Source organism: Kitasatospora purpeofusca (genome assembly GCF_036010405.1).
GTDB lineage: Bacteria > Actinomycetota > Actinomycetes > Streptomycetales > Streptomycetaceae > Kitasatospora > Kitasatospora purpeofusca.
In genome coordinates this window covers 8464085-8481720 of record NZ_CP108561.1, presented here as the reverse complement: position 1 = coordinate 8481720, position 17636 = coordinate 8464085, and the positions used below count along the sequence as shown (strand labels likewise).

General features: G+C 72.7%; 15 protein-coding genes and 2 pseudogenes. 10 read left to right on the top strand and 7 right to left on the bottom strand.

The window, feature by feature from the left end; translation table 11 throughout:
- The first annotated feature begins 64 nt into the window (after positions 1–64).
- The 4 genes from OG715_RS36915 (at position 65) to OG715_RS36900 (ending at position 5820) form a co-directional block, all read left to right on the top strand.
- Positions 65–2215 (top strand): prolyl oligopeptidase family serine peptidase, encoded by a 2151-nt coding sequence (locus OG715_RS36915; RefSeq protein WP_266272909.1) that lies wholly within the window; start codon positions 65–67, stop codon positions 2213–2215.
- A gap of 271 nt (positions 2216–2486) precedes the next feature.
- On the top strand, positions 2487–3647 hold the full coding sequence (locus tag OG715_RS36910; protein WP_266272910.1) for a HesA/MoeB/ThiF family protein: 1161 nt from the start codon (positions 2487–2489) through the stop codon (positions 3645–3647).
- 176 nt (positions 3648–3823) lie between these two features.
- Positions 3824–5134 carry an MFS transporter gene (locus OG715_RS36905; RefSeq protein ID WP_266272911.1) on the top strand — a complete coding sequence of 437 codons (1311 nt, stop codon included), beginning with the start codon at positions 3824–3826 and terminating at the stop codon, positions 5132–5134.
- 44 nt (positions 5135–5178) lie between these two features.
- A complete protein-coding gene (locus OG715_RS36900; RefSeq protein WP_266272912.1) occupies positions 5179–5820 on the top strand; it encodes a DUF6058 family natural product biosynthesis protein in 642 nt (213 codons plus the stop codon).
- A 38-nt stretch (positions 5821–5858) separates the two neighbouring features.
- On the opposite strand, the gene OG715_RS36895 is transcribed toward OG715_RS36900, so the two are convergent.
- The 3 genes from OG715_RS36895 to OG715_RS36885 form a co-directional block, all read right to left on the bottom strand.
- Positions 5859–7130 (bottom strand): ATP-binding protein, encoded by a 1272-nt coding sequence (locus OG715_RS36895; RefSeq protein WP_266272913.1) that lies wholly within the window; start codon positions 7128–7130, stop codon positions 5859–5861.
- A gap of 258 nt (positions 7131–7388) precedes the next feature.
- Positions 7389–8582 carry an agmatine deiminase family protein gene (locus OG715_RS36890; protein WP_266272914.1) on the bottom strand — a complete coding sequence of 398 codons (1194 nt, stop codon included), beginning with the start codon at positions 8580–8582 and terminating at the stop codon, positions 7389–7391.
- Positions 8583–8793: 211 nt separating this feature from the next.
- Positions 8794–10104: a cytochrome P450 gene (locus tag OG715_RS36885; protein ID WP_266272915.1), complete on the bottom strand. Its 1311-nt coding sequence runs from the start codon at positions 10102–10104 to the stop codon at positions 8794–8796.
- Positions 10105–10234: 130 nt separating this feature from the next.
- Here OG715_RS36885 and OG715_RS36880 point away from each other — a divergent pair, with 130 nt between their 5' ends.
- Positions 10235–10855 (top strand): L-threonylcarbamoyladenylate synthase, encoded by a 621-nt coding sequence (locus OG715_RS36880; protein WP_266272916.1) that lies wholly within the window; start codon positions 10235–10237, stop codon positions 10853–10855.
- A 68-nt stretch (positions 10856–10923) separates the two neighbouring features.
- Here the strand turns inward: OG715_RS36880 and OG715_RS36875 are convergent, their stop codons facing one another.
- Positions 10924–11454: a universal stress protein gene (locus OG715_RS36875; RefSeq protein ID WP_266272917.1), complete on the bottom strand. Its 531-nt coding sequence runs from the start codon at positions 11452–11454 to the stop codon at positions 10924–10926.
- A gap of 263 nt (positions 11455–11717) precedes the next feature.
- Here OG715_RS36875 and OG715_RS36870 point away from each other — a divergent pair, with 263 nt between their 5' ends.
- The 4 genes and pseudogenes from OG715_RS36870 to OG715_RS36855 form a co-directional block, all read left to right on the top strand.
- On the top strand, positions 11718–12086 hold the full coding sequence (locus tag OG715_RS36870) for a hypothetical protein (protein WP_266272918.1): 369 nt from the start codon (positions 11718–11720) through the stop codon (positions 12084–12086).
- Positions 12087–12094: 8 nt separating this feature from the next.
- Complete coding sequence (locus OG715_RS36865) at positions 12095–12913, top strand: rhomboid-like protein (protein ID WP_266272919.1); 819 nt, start codon at positions 12095–12097, stop codon at positions 12911–12913.
- 137 nt (positions 12914–13050) lie between these two features.
- Positions 13051–14004: an IS481 family transposase gene (locus OG715_RS36860; protein ID WP_266270261.1), complete on the top strand. Its 954-nt coding sequence runs from the start codon at positions 13051–13053 to the stop codon at positions 14002–14004.
- 3 nt (positions 14005–14007) lie between these two features.
- A pseudogene (locus OG715_RS36855) lies at positions 14008–14181 on the top strand (IS5/IS1182 family transposase); the annotation flags it as partial.
- Between the two features lie 480 nt (positions 14182–14661).
- Here the strand turns inward: OG715_RS36855 and OG715_RS36850 are convergent.
- Positions 14662–15009 (bottom strand): hypothetical protein, encoded by a 348-nt coding sequence (locus tag OG715_RS36850; RefSeq protein ID WP_266272920.1) that lies wholly within the window; start codon positions 15007–15009, stop codon positions 14662–14664.
- A gap of 162 nt (positions 15010–15171) precedes the next feature.
- On the opposite strand from OG715_RS36850, the gene OG715_RS36845 reads away from it, so the two are divergent.
- Positions 15172–15423 carry a GntR family transcriptional regulator gene (locus OG715_RS36845; protein WP_266272921.1) on the top strand — a complete coding sequence of 84 codons (252 nt, stop codon included), beginning with the start codon at positions 15172–15174 and terminating at the stop codon, positions 15421–15423.
- Positions 15424–15532: 109 nt separating this feature from the next.
- Here the strand turns inward: OG715_RS36845 and tgmC are convergent, their stop codons facing one another.
- Positions 15533–16666 carry an ATP-grasp peptide maturase system methyltransferase gene (gene tgmC / locus OG715_RS36840; RefSeq protein WP_266272922.1) on the bottom strand — a complete coding sequence of 378 codons (1134 nt, stop codon included), beginning with the start codon at positions 16664–16666 and terminating at the stop codon, positions 15533–15535.
- A pseudogene (gene tgmB / locus OG715_RS36835) lies at positions 16663–17635 on the bottom strand (ATP-grasp ribosomal peptide maturase). Before tgmB ends, tgmC begins: the two are co-directional and overlap by 4 nt.
- Position 17636: the final 1 nt, after the last annotated feature.

Genomic DNA, 17636 nt, shown 5'->3' with positions numbered 1-17636 from the left:
CCGGCCAGCGGGCCGCCCCCGAGTGGCGATCTCCGTTCCGTCCGCACGCCGGTTGGAGGGGGCCATGATGCCGATCGACCCGGCCGGGCGGCCGGAATACCCGCCCGTCGCACCCGGCGACACCGTCGACCGGCTGGGCGGGCGCGACGTCCCCGACCCCTACCGCGCCCTGGAGGACGCCGACGCCCCCGCGACCCAGGAGTGGTCGGCCGGCCAGCGGCGGCTGTTCGACCGGCTGCGCGACGGCTGGCCGGCCGTGGAAGCGTTCCGGGCCGCGATGGCCCGGCTCACCGCCTTCGAGCATCTGACCCCGCCCCGACCCGCGGGCGGACTGGCCTTCTTCACGGTCCGCGGACCCTCGGACGAGCACCCCGCACTGGCGGTCGCCGACCCTTCCGGCAGCCGCCGGATCCTGTTCGACCCGCACCGCCACGACCCCACCGGCCGTACCGTGCTGGGCGGTTGGACACCCGACCCGACCGGCACGCTGGTCGCCGTGCAGACCGCCGAGGGCGGCGCCGAGGAGTACACCCTGCACGTGCTGGAGGTGGCGACCGGCCGCACGGTGGACGGGCCGATCACCGGCTGCCCGTACGGCGATGTCGCCTGGTCGGGCGGACCGGAGGCCTTCTACCACGTACGCGGCGGCCCGGGCAGTGGCGCGGACGGCACCGGTGGCGCCCGGCTGTACCTGCACCGGATCGGCGAGGACCCGACCGCCGACACCGAAGTCTCCGGCGCCGCGGCGCCCACCGACCGACCCGACCACGACCACAACACCGACACCGACGCCGACGCCGACGACGGACCGCCCGCCGAGCTGGACGTCCTGCTCGGCGCGGACGGCCGGCTGCTGGTGACCGCCACCGCCGACGGCCTCTCCAGCGGCAACCGGATCCGGATCGCCGACCTGGCCCTCGGCACCCCGGAGAAGCCCGACTGGCGCCCGCTGACCGCCCTGGACGGCGGCTGGAGCTCCCCCTGGCCCGCCACCGACGGCCTGCTGTACGTGCTCACCGACCTCGACGCGGACCGGGGCCGGATCCTGGTCCTGGACCCGGCGGCGCCGGAGCGTCCGCGCACCCTCGTCCCGGAGCACGAGCACGAGGTCCTGGAGTCCTTCGCCGTCCTCGACGACCCCGCGCTGCCGGTCCCGCTGCTGCTGGTGCTCCGCTCGGCCGGCGGCCACGGCCGGATCACCCGGCACGACCTGCGCACCGGCGCACCGCTCGGCGCAGTCCCCCTGCCCGGCACCGGCGTTGTCACCGACCTGACCTTCCGCCAGGGCGGCCACGAGGCCTGGTTCGGCTACTCCGACCCCACCACCCCGGAGACCGTCCACCACTACAACGCCCGCCGGGGCACGACTGCGGTGTGGCAGGCGCCGGGCACCCCGGACGTCCCCGCCGTACTGGTCTCCGAACTGCGCTGCGCCTCCGCGGACGGCACCGAAGTGACGGTGCTGCTCACCCGGCCCGCCGACCGCCCGACCGGCCCGCTGCCGACCGTGCTCCAGGGCTACGGCGCCTTCGGCGAACCGCAGGTCGCCGACTACTACGCGGCGGCGCTCGCCTGGGCCGCCCTGGGCGGCCAGTTCGCGGTGGCCCGGGTGCGCGGCGGCGGCGAGCACGGCGAGGGCTGGCACCGCGCCGGGATGCGCGAGCACAAGCAGAACGGCGTCGACGACTTCCTCGCCGCCGCCCGCGCGCTGCACGACCGGGGCCTGTGTCCGCCCGACGGGCTCGGCGCGTTCGGCCAGAGCGCCGGCGGCCTCCTGGTCGGCGCGGCGGCGACCCAGCGCCCAGGGCTGTTCGCGGCGGTGGCGGCCACCGCCGCCCCGCTGGACATGGCCCGCTACGAGCTGAGCGGCTACGGCCCCTACTGGACCGACGAGTTCGGCACCCGGGAGGATCCGGAGGAACTCGGCTGGCTGCTCGGCTACTCGCCCTACCACCGGGTGGCGGCGGGCACCGCCTACCCGGCCGTGCTGCTGACCGCGTTCGAGGACGACGTCAGGGTCGACCCGCTGCACGCCCGGAAGATGTGCGCCGCCCTGCAGCGCGCCACCTCCTCGGACCGCCCGGTGCTGCTCCGCCAGGAGGTCGGCGTCGGGCACGGGGCCCGCGCCCGCACCGGGCGGCTCGCCTATTTCGCCGATGTGCTGGCTTTCCAGGCCGAATACCTGGGACTTTCCGTCCGGGCCGGCGGAAACTGAAGATCCCCCCGCGAAAAGGTGTTCTTACATCTTGTCCGGGAAGTTCGGCGATGAATAGCATGGAGTCCGATCGGAGGGGGGAGGTGATTCCAATGATCAAGAAGTCCACCAAGCGCTACAGCAGCGCCGCCAGCACCGCCAAGGGCTGAGCCTGAAATGCGGCGGGGCTTCCTTCGCAACGACGCCCCGCCGCACCCGTCCGGAACTCCTCCGCACATTACCGGACCGGTATTTCCATGATTTCCGTCGCCCAGTCCCCGGAGGGGTATTCGTGGCACGTCCCGCGCTCAAGACGAGCATCCCCTACTTCGTTTCCGACGGCTCGGTCCACTTCCGCCTCGGCGGTGATCTGACCTCGCTGGAGGACACCGACGGCCGCGTGCTGAGACTGCTCCAGCTCCTGGACGGCACCCGCGACCTGGACGCCCTCCACCGCGACCTCAGCGCCGACTACCCCGATCTCACCGCCGAGGACGTGCGCGAGGCCGTCGACGACCTGGACGCGAGCGGCCTGGTGCAGGACACCGCCGACCGGGGCGAGGACTTCGACGCGGCCGCCCGCGAGCGCTGGTCCAACAACCTGGGCTTCTTCGAGACCTACGCCTCCCTGGGGACCTCCAAGTACGAGTTCCAGCGCCGCATCCGCGACGCCCGGGTGGCCGTGCTCGGCGTCGGCGGCATCGGCTCGCACACCCTGATCGACCTGGTCGCGATCGGCTTCACGGACATCCGGATCGTCGACTTCGACAAGATCGAGGTCTCCAACTTCAACCGCCAGATCATCTACGGCGAGCCGGACGTCGGCCGCACCAAGGTCCATGTCGCCGCCGAGCGGGCCCGCCGGCTGAACAGCCGGGTGCGGGTCGACGCGGTCGAGACCAAGCTGATGTCCGCCGACGACGTCTACGCGGTGGTGCACGACCGGGACATCGTGATCGCCGTGGTCGACCGCCCCAAGGTGCACGTCGCGCACTGGCTCAACGAGGGCTGCGTCCGGGCCGGCGCCACCCTGATCGGCGGCGGCGTCGACACCCAGCGGGCCATCCACTACACGATGGTGCCCGGCGTCAGCGGCTGCGTGGAGTGCTGGTACGGCCAGGTCCGCCGGGACGACCCGACCTCGCGGATGGTGCTGGACGTGCTCGACGACATCGACCGCGAGGGCAGCGCCTACGGCGAGGACACCGCCGCCTTCAACGGGCTGGTGGTGGTCGCCGCCGCCCACATGGTCTCCGAGATGGTCCGGCTGGCCTCCCGGGTCTGCCCGCCGCTCGCGGTGGGCCGGCTGCTGGAGCAGACCTTCCACAACCCCCGGGTGCGCCAGGCCGAGACCTGGACCCGCGACCCCGACTGCGCCGTCTGCCGCGACGCCCGGCCCGCCGCCGGCGCCGAGTGGCTGACCCGGGTCGACCGGGAGGAGCTCCCCTTCTGACCCGGCGACCCCGAAGTTCCGCGACCGCGGACCCACGGCCCGCGACCGGCCGGGAACCCGGCGGGAACGCCGCACCGACGGCGCCCGCCGGGATTCCGGCCGTTCCCGGAACGACAACGGAACATCTCTTTCTTTCCACCGATCCACCGTCGAAAAAAGTGCATAGGAGAACGCCGGTGCCCACCGCGAAGCCGATCGAGGAACGTCCGACCCCGGGCCCGGCGGACATCCGCCTGCGCGCCGCATTCCTGGTCTCCGGAATCGGCGACTGGATCTACCGGCTGGCCATTCCGGTCCTCGTCCTGAAAATCACCGGATCGGCCACCTCGACCGCCCTCGCCTACGCGATCGAGTTCATCCCCTACATTGTGATCGGACTCTTCGCCGGCGTCATCGCGGACCGGTTCGACCGCCGCCGGGTGATGATCCTCTGCGACCTCTCCTCCGCCGTGCTGGCACTCGCCGTCACCGCGCTGGCCACGCTGGACCGTCCGCCGCTGGCCGCGATCTACCTCTGCGCGTTCCTGCTCGCCTGCGTCCGGCCGTTCTACTTCCCGGCGTTCCAGGGCTTCCTGGTCGACGTGGTGCCCGAGCGGCGGCTCGCCCGGGTCAACTCCTGGACCCAGACAGTCGACAGCGCACTCGGCTTCATCGGCCCGGTGGCCGGCATCACCGCCGTCGCGGCACTGGGCGTGCCGGTCTCCGCGCTGGTCAACGCGCTCTCCTTCGGGGCCTCCGCGCTGCTGATCACCTCCATCGCCACCACCCCGGCCCCCACCTCGGGGCCGACCACGGCCGCCCGGATCGCCAAGGACTTCGCCGACGGCCTGCGGGCCCTGCGGACCATGCGGGCGGTGCTCTGGGGCACCGTGCTGATGGCCCTGTCCAACCTCGCCGCGTGGACGGTCGAGGGCAGCCTCTTCTACCTCGTCCTGGAGGTCGAGGAGAAGCCGAAGGTCGTGCTCGGCCTCGTCCTCGGCGCCCAGGGACTCGGCGCCGTGCTGGGCGGGGTGCTCGCACCGCGCCTGACGGACCGCTACCGCCTCGGCCCGCTGCTGGCGTTCGGCATGGGACTGTCCGGGGCGACCATGGTCCTGCCCGCACTGGTACCCACCTGGTGGGCGGTGCTGGTCGCCTGGGGCGTGGAGGGCGTCGCCACCTCATTGGTCATCGTCAGCTGGTTCACCGCCCGGCAGAAGGTGGTGCCCTCCGAGGTGATCGGCCGGGTGGTGTCGGTCAGCCGGGCCGCCGCCTACGCGACCATCCCGCTCGGCGCGGTGCTCGGCGGCCGGCTGGTCTCCGGCGCCTCCCCCACCCGCACGCTCTTCGTGTGCGCGGCCGTGGTGCAGGCGGTAGTGTTCCTCGGCACCGCGTTCTCCCCGGTGGTGCGCATCGACCCCGGCCCCGCCGGCGCCGGTACTGGCACTGGCACTGGCACCGATACCGGCGACGGAGCCGCCGAGGCCGACGCGGTCGAGGCCGGCTGACCCGGCGCGGTCGGGACACCACGGCGTCCGAAGGAGGACCCGGCATGACGGAGACCGGAACGACGGGAACCGGCAGCACGGAAACCGGTACACCGAGGGCGCGGCTCGCCCGGCGCTACCTCGAAGTCAACGGCGAGCACCCGATGACCGAGGCCGACGACGCCTACGTCGACCGGCACTTCGCCCCGCTGGAGCCGCTCTGCGCCCGCCACGGCCGGGACCCGGACGAGGTCCGGGGCCACATGCTCGCCGGCCGCCTCCCGCTGCCCGGCTACCTGCGCTCCGACGGCACCGAGATGGTCGCCCCCGACCTTCTCGAACTGGTCGACGAGGCGGGCGGGTTGGCGGAGCTGCCGGACTGGTTCCGGGCCCACTGGACGGACCGGGAGGAGGGCGCGGAGGAGTACGAGTCGTACCTCAGCGGCCAGAACGTCTGCCTGCACCGCCTCCACCCGGTCACCATGCGCCGCAAGGCGGAACTCGTCCGGGGCATCACCGAGGCCCTCGGCCGCCCCGCCGACGGGCCGTCCGGCCGGCTCCCCGAGCTGTCCGCCCTCCATGCCCTGGTGGACGAACTCGACGCCCTGGAACCGCCGTTCACCACCTATGACCGCCTCCGCTTCGGCGGCCCGGTCTCCCGGGACACCTGCATCGACGCCGTCCGCCGCGACCACCCGCTCGGCTGACCCCCCCGCCGTCCGGCGGTGGCCGTCGGGCAGCGCGGTCACAACCGGGCGTGGGCCCCGATGTCCGCCCGGAACGCCTCCACCATGGCGGCCGTCACCGTCGGGCGGCTCGCGCCGATCGCGGCGAGGTGGTCCGCGGTGGTCGCGCCCGGCACCGCGTCGTCGCGCTCGAAGGCCGTCTGGGCGGCGAGGCGCGCGGCGTGCTCGATGTCGGCGGGCGAGAAGTGCTCGCTCGCGGCCACCAGCGCGGGGACGTCCACGTCCATCCGGTCGGTGCCGAGCGCGTAGCGCGCCCAGATCGCGGCCCTGGCGTCCGGGTCGGGGGTGCCGATCGGAATGACGTAGTCGAACCGGCCGGTGCGCAGGAACGCCGGGTCGAGCGAGCGGACCGAGTTGGTGGCGCAGACCAGCAACCGGCCGTCCCGTTCCCGGAATCCGGGGATCAGCTTCAGCAGTTCGTTGGTCACCCCGTGTGCGGCCCCCGCCCGACCGGGCTCGCCGCGCACGGGCGCGATCTCCTCCACCTCGTCGATGAACACCAGCACCCGCTCCAGCTCGCCGATCCGGGTGAACGCGCCGCGCAGCGCTGCGGCGAGGTTGCCCTCGTCGGCGAGGCGGGAGGGCAGCAGTTCGACGAACGGCCAGCCCAGGCGGGAGGCGATGGCCCGGGCGAAGGTCGTCTTCCCGGTGCCGGGCGGCCCGAACAGGGTGATCGCCCGCGGCGGCCGCACGCCGTGCCGGGCGGCGCGCTCCGGTTCGGCGAGCGGCAGCACGACCCGCCGCTCGATCAGCTCCTTCTCGGCCGTCATCCCGGCCACCTGGTCCCACAGGTCCCCGCTCAGCACGCGCCCGCCGAGTTCGTCCAGGGTGCCGGCGGCGGGACCCGCGGCGGGCTCGGTCTTCTCGAAGTACGCGGCGGCGGGGCGCCGTTCGTAGCCGGCGTTGCGCAGCCCCTCGCCGAGCAGTTCCTCCGCTGGCAGCACATAGGCGATCCGTCGCACCCGGGCCTCGACCAGCCGCCGCTCCAGCTCCCGCAGCAGCGCGCTGGCCAGGCCGCGCCCGCGCCAGGCCGGGGCGATCGCCACCCGCATCACCCAGGCCCGTTCGCCCGTGCCCGCCACCTGGGCGAGGGCGGCGCCGATCGGCAGGCCGTCGTGCACCGCGACCACGGCGGGCTGGCGGGCGGTGAGCGCGCCGATGCACTCGGCGAGCGAGAACACCGACTCCTGCCCGAGCCCGGCGGTGCTGTCGATCAGATGGACGACGGCGGCGAGGTCGTCCTCGCGGTAGTCGTGGATCAGCCAGTTCACGTGCGTCGCTCCTCGGGTGCGCCGGTTGCCTGCGGGCTCCGGTGAACCTAGGTCCGCCGCCGCAGGACCGTCGCGCACCACCGGGGCCAAAGCGGCGTGGACGAACCGTACGAGGCAGCGACTTCCCCGGACCGGCCGCACCCTGGCACGGGCGCGCCGGTCGCGCCCGCACCCGCGCCCGCGACGGCACCGGCCGCCAAGCCCGAGGCCCCCGCGCGGGCCGACCGACCGGCCTGAGCCGACCGGTCGGCCCGCAGGTCAGACCGCCGCAGGGACGACCGGCTGCGACTGGGTCGCGCAGTGGATGCCGCCGCCGCCGTTGGCGATGGCGTCGATGACCACCGGCACCACGGTGCGCCCCGGGTACTCGGCTGCGAGGATCGCCCGGGCCGCGTCGTCGGCCTCCTGGTGCCCGAACTGCGGCACGAGGACGGCCCCGTTCACGGTGTAGTGGTTGGTGTAGCTGGACAGGAACGAGGACCCCTTCCCCCGGATCTTCGTGTGGTCCGGCCCCGGCAGCTCCACGATCGTCAGCGCGCGGCCCCTGGCGTCGGTGGCGGTCTGCAGCACACGCTTGGCCTCGGTGTAGACGCGGAGCCACATCGACGTGCTGTTCGGCGCCGGCCGGTCCAGGATCACCCGCCCGGGCGCGCTGAACCGGGCCACGCAGTCGATGTGGCCGTCAGTGATGTCCTGGCCCGCCAGGCCGGGCAGCCAGATCACCTTCTCCATGCCGAGCGAGGTCTTGAGCCGCTGCTCGACCTCGTCCTGGCTCAGCCCGGGGTTGCGGTTGAGGTTCACCAGGGAGCTGACGGTGGCGAGCAGCGTGCCCTGCCCGTCGGTCTCCAGTGAGCCGCCCTCCCCGACGAACGGGGCCTGGACGCGCGCGATCCCGTACTGGGCGAGCAGCGCGGCGGCGGCCCTGGCGTCCTTGGCGAAGTTCTGCTCGTAGCTGGTGCCGGTCTTGCCCCAGCCGTTGAAGTTGGTGTCCAGGCCGGCGACCGTTCCCGGGCCGACCAGGAAAGTCGGGCCGAAGTCCCGGATCCACAGGTCGTCGTTGGAGACCGGCAGGAAGGTGATGCCCCGGGAGCCGGGGACCGCAGTGGTGTCGCAGAGCGGGGCGGCGGCGGCCACCAGCTCGGGTCCGATCACCATCACGACCGGTTCGAAGCGGGAGATCTCCTTGGCGAGGTTGGCGATGTCCCGCTGCACGGCGGGGAGTTGGAGCCCCCAGGCGGCGCTCGGGCCGGGCCAGGCCATGAAGGTGCGGACGTGCGGGTCGGTCTCGGCGGGCATCCGCAGCGTCGGCGCGGGGCCAGTTGCGGGGGCGGTGTCGGCGAAGGCGGTGTCCGCGAAGGCGGTGCCTACCAGCGCGGGGCCGAGGGCTGCGAGCGGTACGGCCGCGGCGCCGAGGCGGAGGAGTCTGCGTCGGGAGAGGTCGGGCTTGTCCATCGGTACCTCCGGTGAGTGGGGGCGGACCGCCCCGGGCGCCGGAAACGGGACGAGTGGGGCGTACCGTCGGCACACCCGGGGCAGGCCGGTGGGGGCGCCCACATCCTGCCTTGAACTGAAAATTCAGTCAATATCCACCTCCCGGGGCGCGTGACCGCCCATCACGCAGCCTCACGCGGCCTCACGCGGCCTCACGCGGCCTCACGCGGCCTCACGCGGCCCGCCAGCGGCGGACGCGCAGCTCCTTCAGCCCGTTCTGGAAGTTCGAGACCAGCCGCGCCGGAGGCGGGCCCGGCGCCAACTCCGGCTCCGGCCAGGCGGCGACGATCCGGCGGAGCAGCGCCGCCATCTGGATCCGGGCGAGCTGCGCGCCGACGCAGAAGTGCGGACCGTAACCGAAGCTGACGTGGTCGTTCGGGGTGCGGGTGAGGTCGAGGCGGTCCGGATCGGGGAACACCGTCCCGTCGCGGTTGGCCGAGGCGTGGTAGACCACCACCTTGTCCCCGCCGGAGATCCGCCGCCCGGCGAGCACGACGTCCCGGGTGGCGGTGCGCCGGAACTCGACCACCGGCGGCCAGAACCGGAGCAGCTCGTCCACCGCGGACCCGGTCAACTCCAGCCGCCGGCGCAGCAGCCGGTACTGGTCGGGGTTGGTGAGCAGGGAGTACAGGGCGCCGGGCAGGCCGTTGCGCAGCGTCTCGTTCCCCGCGACCGCGAACAGGAAGAACATCGTCTCGAACTCGGCGGTGCTCAGCCCGGCCTCCCGCATCCGGGCCACCATGCTGCCCGGCGGCGGCTGTTCGGCGAGCGCGTGGGCATAGGCGAACATGTCGGCGAGGGCCACGCGGGAACGCGGGTTCAGCGGGCGGCCGTCGGGGGCGACGCGGTCCGTGGGACGGTGGCCGAGCGCGTCCCGGCCCATGGCGGTGAGCCGGGACGGGTCCGCCGTGCTGGAGCGGGCGTGGTCAGGGTCCTGATAGCCGATCACCCGGTTCGACCAGTCGACCAGCAGCGCGCGGTCCTGCTCCGGCACGCCGAGGATGCGCGCCAGCGTCCACACCGGCAGGTCGGCGGCGATCGGCACCACGTCGACCTCACCTGACGGGGCGATCCCCGTGACGAGCTCCTCCGCGCGCGCCTCGACGGCCGCCGTCAGCTCGCGCAGCGCCCGCGGGGTGAAGGCGGCGGCGACGGCGCGCCGCAACCGCGAGTGGTCGGGCGGGTCCTGATTGAGCATCATGGCACGGGCGAAGTCCAGGTCGGCCGCCGTGTCCGGGTCCCGGATCTGGGTCGCGCCGAGCTGCGAGGAGAACAGCTCGGGCGTGCGCAGCACGTGCTTGACGTCGGCGTGCCGCAGCACCGCCCAGTAACCGGGTCCGGCGGGCCACGGCCCCACCTCGGGCTCCTCCACCCAGCAGACCGGCGCCTCGGCGCGCAGCTCGCGGAACAGCTCGTACGGCACGCCCTCGGCATAGGTGCCGGGGAGGAAGATCCGGTTCGCCCGCGCCTGATCGATGGCCATACCGAGGGACCGTACGCCGCGCCCCGGCCGAGGACCAGCACGCCGACCGGGCCTGCGGGACGCCGCGCCGCCGGGCCGCCGGCCGTCGCGGCTGCGCCCGCCGGTCGCCGGGATCCCGTAGGGTCGGCCAATGGCGAAGTACTTCGACGTGCATCCAGAGTCCCCCCAGCCGCGCACCATCAGCACAGTGGCGGCCAGTCTCCGGTCCGGGGCCCTGATCGCGTACCCGACCGACTCCTGTTTCGCGCTGGGCTGCCAGCTGGACAACCGTGACGGCCTCGACCGGATCCGGACCATCCGGCGTCTCGACGAGCGCCACCACTTCACCCTGATGTGCGAGGACTTCGCGCAGCTGGGGCAGTTCGTCCAGCTCGACAACAACGTCTTCCGTGCGATCAAGGCCGCGACACCGGGCAGCTACACCTTCATCCTGCCCGCCACCAAGGAGGTCCCCCGCCGCCTGCTGCACCCGAAGAAGAAGACGGTGGGCGTCAGGATCCCCGACCACGCCGTCACCCGGGCGCTGCTCGCCGAACTCGGCGAGCCGCTGGTCTCCAGCACCCTGCTTCTCCCCGGCGAGGAGGAGCCGCTGACCCAGGGGTGGGAGATCAAGGAGCGGCTCGACCACGTCCTGGACGCCGTGGTGGACTCCGGCGACTGCGGCACCGTGCCCACCACGGTGGTCGACTTCTCCGAGGGCGAGCCGGAGATCGTCCGGCGGGGGGCGGGCGACCCCAGCCGCTTCGAGTGACGCTCGGGGGCCGCGCGGCGCCCGGGGCCTCGGGCGCCGCGCGGCGCAGGTCAGCCGTGCCGCGCAGGTCAGGCGGCGGCGAGGGCCGCGAGTTCGCGCAGGTCGACGCCTCGGCGCAGCGCGCGCAGGTCGTCCTGGAGGTCCGACGGCGGCACGGCGAGAACGGTGCAGCGCGCGTGGGCCAGGCAGTGGCGGCCCACCGAGCCGCCCCCGAGCATCCGCCGCACGGCCCCGCGAACGGCGCCGTGCCGGCCCGTGCCCACCACCAGCAGGTCCCCCGGCCGGTCCGCCAGCCCGGTCAGCACCGGCCCGGCCGGTCCGCGGACCGCCTGCGGCTCGACCCGGACCCCGGCCGGGAGCCCGCCGAACGCCTCGTCCAGCGCCCGCTCCAGCCGGGCGGCGGCCATGTCCTCCCAGGCCCGCAGCAGCGGCGGGCAGGGCCGCAGCCGGTAGTTGTGCTCCCCGCCCGCCGGCGTCCACGCCAGCACCGGCACCAGCACCGCACCCCGGTCGCGCGCCTCGCCCACCGCCCGGTGCAGAGCGGTCAGGCTCCCCAGCGAGCCACTGACTCCGACGATGACGCGTGCGCCGTCCGACATGATCCTTCACTTTCCGGTGTTCGATCGCCCCCGTGCTTGGCGATTATGGTTCCACAGGGGATCACAGCCTGCAAATCAAAGGCTTAAACTGTATGCGGCCTTGCATCGCACAGATGCGCGACGCCCCCGCTCCTGGTAGTTCTGCTGCCCGACGAGCGGCCCTACCCGGTGACCGGCGGCCTGCCGCCCCACCTGGGTGGCTGAGACGCCCGAAGGAGGCGGGGCGGAGTCCGGGCGTCACCGCAGCGGCATACGATCAGCGGATGAGCAAGCGAAGTGATTCCTCGTCATCCTCCCCGGCGACGGTGCTCTCGCACGGGTGGGCGCTGCCGTCCGGGGACTCCGTCCTGTCCATCGCCTCGGTGGGGTCGGTGCTGTCCATCGGTTCGGTCGGCTCGGTGCTGTCGGTGGGCTCCGTCGGCAGCTTCCTGTCGATCGGCTCGGCCGGTTCGGCGGCCTCCGCGCTGTCCATCGGCTCGTGGCTGAGCCTCGGCTCGCTGCTCTCCGCGAACTCGCGGTGGTCGGTCATGTCCTACCGTTCCCGGCGGGGCCTGATGGTGGCGGGCGTGGTCGCGGTCGCCGCAGGGGCTGCGCTCGCGGGCGGCTCGATGTCCCCCCGCCGCCGCCGGTAGAGCCCGGCATGGCGACGAAGCTCCCGCCCCTCGGCTCCGCGCTCGGCCCCTCGCTCCGCGCCTGGATACGGCGCCTGCCGCGCAATCCGGCGTTCTGGTACGTGTCCGCGCTGGCCGCGATGTGGCCGGTGCTGCGGCTGCTGCCGCCCGAACGGGTGCACGCGCTGCGCACCTGGGCGTCCACCGACCTCGGCAATCTGCACCTGTGGCCGGACGGCCATCCGATCGAGTCGCTGACCGTCTCGGTGTTCGTCCCGCAGGACACCATCTGGGTCTGGCCGGTGTTCGCGCTGTCCCTGTTCGCGGTGGTCGGGGCGCTCGGTGCCCGACGGGCGGTGGCCTCCGTGGCCCTCGTCCACGTCGCGGCCACCGCCCTCACCGAGGGCCTGGTGTGGTGGCGGATCGAGCACGGCTCCCTGCCGGCCGAGGCCGCGCACGCGATGGACACCGGCCCGTCCTACGTCGTGGTCACCGCCCTGACCCTGGCCGCCACCCGGGCCCGCCCGGTGTGGTCGCGGGCGGTCTGGCTGCTGATGCTGGCGGTGGCTGCCCCCGCACTACTGGCCGGCCTCCCGGACGGCGATACCGCCGCCGTCGGCCACCTGGCCTCGCTGCTCGCGGGCCTCGCCCTCGCCGCCGCCCACCGCTTCGGCCTCCCACCCCTGCGCCGCCGCACCCCCGCCGCACCCCGCCCCGGGACCGAGACCGAGCGCAAATCCGGGACCGAGCGCGAAACCGAGCCCGGGTCCGGGTCCGGGTCCGGGTCCACCGACCCGGCCCCGCGCCCCGCCCGCGCCCGGTCCCGCCAAGGGCTGTCCCCTGAATGATCTTGCCGTGGGACGATCTAGGTGTACTGACCACGGAGGTTGGTGACGGGGTTCACGGTGCGGTGATCTTGAAATGAGTGAGGGCCTTCTGGCCAGGTGTGGATTGCGACATCTACCCCAGCGCCAGAAAGGCCCTCATGCCACACCGTAACGCACCGCTGACCGAGACCGGACGCCTGCGCCTTGCCCGCTGCGTGGTCGAGGACGGCTGGCCGCTGCGGCGGGCCGCCGAGCGCTTCCAGGTCTCGCCCACCACGGCCAAGCGCTGGGCCGACCGCTACCGCGCTCTCGGCGAGGCCGGCATGGCGGACCGGTCCTCGCGCCCGCACCGCAGCCCCTGGCAGACCCCGACCCGCACCGAGCGGCGGATCATCAAGGTCCGCGTCCTCCGGCGCTGGGGACCCGCCCGCATCGCCTACCTGCTGCGGCTCAACCCGGCCACCGTGCACCGCGTCCTGACCCGCTACCGCCTCGCCCGCCTGGCCCACCTCGACCGCACCACCGGCCGCGTCATCCGACGCTACGAGCACTGCGCACCAGGCGAGTTGGTCCACGTCGACATCAAGAAGCTCGGCAACATCCCCGACGGCGGAGGCCACCAGGCCCTCGGACGCCAGGCAGGCCGCAAGAACCGCTCCGGAGCCGGCTACAGCTACCTCCACAACGCCGTCGACGACCACTCCCGCCTGGCCTACAGCGAGATCCTGCCCGACGAGCGCAAGGACACCGCCACGGCGTTCTGGGCCCGGGCGAACGCCTTCTTCGCCCGGGCCGGAATCACCGTCCAGCGCGTGCTGACCGACAACGGCTCCTGCTACAAGTCACACGCCTGGCGCGATGCCCTCGCCGCCGAGGGCATCGCGCACAAACGCACCCGCCCCTACCGGCCACAGACCAACGGCAAGGTCGAACGCTTCAACCGCACCCTGCTCGACGAATGGGCCTACGCCCAGCCCTACCGCAGCGAGCAGGAGCGCCGCGACGCCTACCCCGCCTGGCTGCACACCTACAATCACCACCGCGGACACACCGCACTCGCAGGCAAGCCACCCGCCAGCCGCGTTCCCAACCTCACGGGTCAGTACATCTAGGCCGTGACTGGTGCGATCACGACGTCCGAGCCGTCCTGGAGAGCACCGTTCGCCGGACTGGGCCCGCGCGCCCGGGGCGAGTTGATGAGGCAGCTGCGCCGCGAGGGCGGAGACGCGCCGGGCCGTGGCCGACCGTGGAAGCTGTCCCCGGACGACCGGGTGCTCCTGGTGGCCGCCCGGTTGCCCGCCTGCACGACCTCGCCCTCACGGACTGACTCCCGCCGCATGCGGGACCTGGAGGGTTCCCGGGAGACGGCTCCCCGCCCCGCACTCCCGGAGGAGGAATCAGGCGAGGCAGAACTCGTTGCCCTCGATGTCTCCGGACGGGCGGTTACTAGCGGTTCTACGGCGAGGCCGAGAGAGCCCCGCCCGGATCGGCTCCGGACGGGGCGAGGGGGTCCTACTGCGGGCAGCTCGGCGAGCACGCCCACCGGGTGCAGCCGGGGCCGCTGGTGACTTCCTGGTGGCCGATCGGGACCGGGGTGGGGGCCGGACCCTTGCAGCGTGCGCAGCGCACCGGAGCGAGGCGGGGCCACGTCTCCCCGCGGGCGTTCTCGTGGTCGTTCCGGTGGAACGGGTCACGGTTGCACGGGGCTCCGTCGTACTGGCCGGGGCGAGGGGCGCCGCATGTGGGCTTCCTGGTGGCAGCGCGGGTCATCACGCCACCGCCCCGGCGAGGGAGTGCGCACCAGGGAACGTGTATCCGGGGTCCGGTTCCCCCATCACGACTGCCCGAAGTGCGTCGCGCCGCGCGCGCTGCTGCTCCCGCTCCTCGAACTCGCGTTGCATGGCGTCCAGCTCGGCCAACCAGGCGTTGCGGTCGACGTAGGGGCGCACCAGGGCGCTTACAAACGGGGCTTCGTAGTCGGCTCGCCGGGTGATGGCTGGGGCAGCCACAGCCGCGGGGATGGGCTTCGGCTCGGCCGAGACGGCACGGTGCTGCCCGCGAGCCGGCAGGACCAGGCGCAGGACGGCGCGCAGGGCGACGGCGATAAGGTGTCGCATGTTCGTTCAGCTCCCAATTAGCTGTCGGACACTCGACCCCCGGAGCCGGTCCTAAGCGGCGCCGGGGGTTCTTTCGGCTTCGAAGGTAAGGCAACTCCTCTACCCTCGTCTACCTACGTATGCGCATAGCTCGAGATGTGGCTCGTTGTCTACCCTTGGCCCATGGCCTCGGAAATCGACTACGACGCACCCACCCCGCCGTACCAGCAGATTGCGGCGGAGATCATCCGCGACATTGAGTCCGGGGCTCTCGCGGTGAACCGTCCGATCCCGTCCGAGTCGGCACTGATCCAGCGGTGGGGCGTGGCTCGGGACACGGCCCGTCGAGCGGTCCGGCATCTGCGCGAAGGCGGGTACGTCTACACCGTGCCGCAGCGCGGGACGTACGTGGCCGAGCGGACCCCCGAAAAGTAGAATGCCCCGCCCTGCCGGAGACCAGCGGGACGGGGCCGAGTTGGGCGCGAGAGTCGGCAAGGGTGGTTCTTCCATTGGCGCCCCTGCGTCCCGGCTCCGGGTATCCGGCTCAGATCGGCAGGTTCCAACCTGGACCGGCCTCGCTGCCGATCCACACGCGCTGGCCGAGGGGCGAGACCGTGATGCCGAAACCGTCCTGGTGGGGCTCGCCGGCCGCCTGCCAGGCTTCAACGGCGCTTTCCACTTGGTCCCAGAGTCGGAGCGGTCCGCGCTGAATCACGGTCCACCCTCCGTCAGGGGTGGGCATGGTCCGGGCCTGCGATCCCGTGGCCACGTCCGAGAGGATCTGTTGCCCGCCCGCACCCATCCGCTCGGCCGAGGGTGCCGCGAGCTGAGCCACCCAACCACCGGTCCACGTGCTGATGATCTCGGGATCGATCCGGCTCGGGCGTTCGTCGCCAGGCAGCAGCGCGAGACTCTGACGGGGCGGCCGGTCGTGCGGACGGGCGATCATGAAACTCGTCCACCCAGGCAGGAACCGGCCCGTGGCACTGCCGGGCTCGGTCACGATGAGCAGCGCGAGGCCGAACCCGTACGACCAGCCGGAGAGGGTGACCAGGATCTTTCCGCCCGGCTTGACCTGGTAGAGCCACGGTTGCGGGATGTACCGAACCGAGCAGGTGGCAATGAGGCGGTCGTACTCGCCCCCGTCCGGGTCACCGAGCAGCCCGTCACCGATGATCAGCCGGGGTGCGTGTCCGGCGGACTTGAGTGCCGCAGCAGCCGCTTCCCCCACGGCCTGGTCGTACTCAATGCTGGTGATGTTGGCGTCCCCGAGGCGGTACGCACCAAGAGCGGTCGAGTAGCCGGTGCCGGTACCGATCTCCAACACCTGGTGCCCGGCCTCGGTGTCGAGCTGGTGCCACATGCGCAGCACCAGTGACGGCAGGGTGGACGACGAAGACGGCGAACCGCTCGCCGTACCGTCCTCGGGCCTGATACGGCCGTCGAGTTGGGTGATCAGGGTCTGATTCGTGTAGACGCCCGCCAGCCAACCGGGTTCGCCCTCTTGGACGGGCCGGTACTCGGTGGGGGCGGTCCCCTCCACGGGCAGGAAGTAGGACCCGACGAACAGTTCCCGGGGGACGGACTTGGCGGCGCGGTTCCACGCCGGATCGGTGACCATGTCGTCACCAGTGAACCCGTCCACCAGGGCGGCGCGGAGTTCGGCCGATGTGCTCACGTGTCGGGGCCTTTCTGTAGTTGGTCGGCGAGGGCGTCGGCGATAGCAGCAGTTGTCTCCGTCGGCTGCCATGCCCATTGGCCGTTTGCGTTGCACTCAAAGAAGTACCAGGAACCGTCAGAGGTCACGGCGAAGTCGAACGCGCCGTACACCAAACCGAGTTCGTCAAGGTAAGCCGCAACCGAACGTGCGACCGCCTCGGGGATCTCGATCGGTGCGCACGTCATCAGGTCTTGCCGGTAGCGCCAGTCAAGATCGGGGCTGTCCACGCGGACCCCGAACAGGCGGTTGCCTACGGCAGTCACCCGTACGTCGAACACCTTCGACACCTTGGCTTGGAACAGGTGCGGGCACAGGGACACGGAATCGGTGATCTCAGACGGGTCGACCCCGCGCACCCACACCTGTTGCAGGGCGCCCTCGGCATCCCGGTACCGGCTGTCCCACAAGGGCTTGTAGACCGCGCCGCCAGGTTGGGAGGTGCAGAACTCCCGAGCTTCGTCCGGGTTCGCTGTGATGATCGTGTCTGGCACCAGGAACCCGTTCCGGCTCGCCGCCGAGAGCTGAGCCGGCTTGTACTCCGCATTGCGGATGCGCCACGGGTGGTTCACATAGTGCGCCCCGGGAAGTGACGCGAGGATGCCCCCGGTGCCCCAGAACCCCTGTGCGGCAGCGAACTTGCCCTCTTGCTCCGCCATCCCGGCAGGGGGGGTCGTAGGGCGAGGGCCTGCGGACCCACACGGCCCGGACGTTGGACAGGTCGAGCGTCCGGCTTGCAGTGCAGAGGGAGCCCCGCTGTCCACCTGTCCCGTAGCGGGCGGACAGCGAGGCACCCGCGTGCAGATCGGCGCCGGGGTCGACACGGACGACCGGCACCCGGCGGTCAGCCAAGCGGCGTAACACCAAGTCCGCGGTCACGTCGTACGGGTTGGTGAGGACCAGTACGGCCCCGTCCCGATCCGGTGTCATG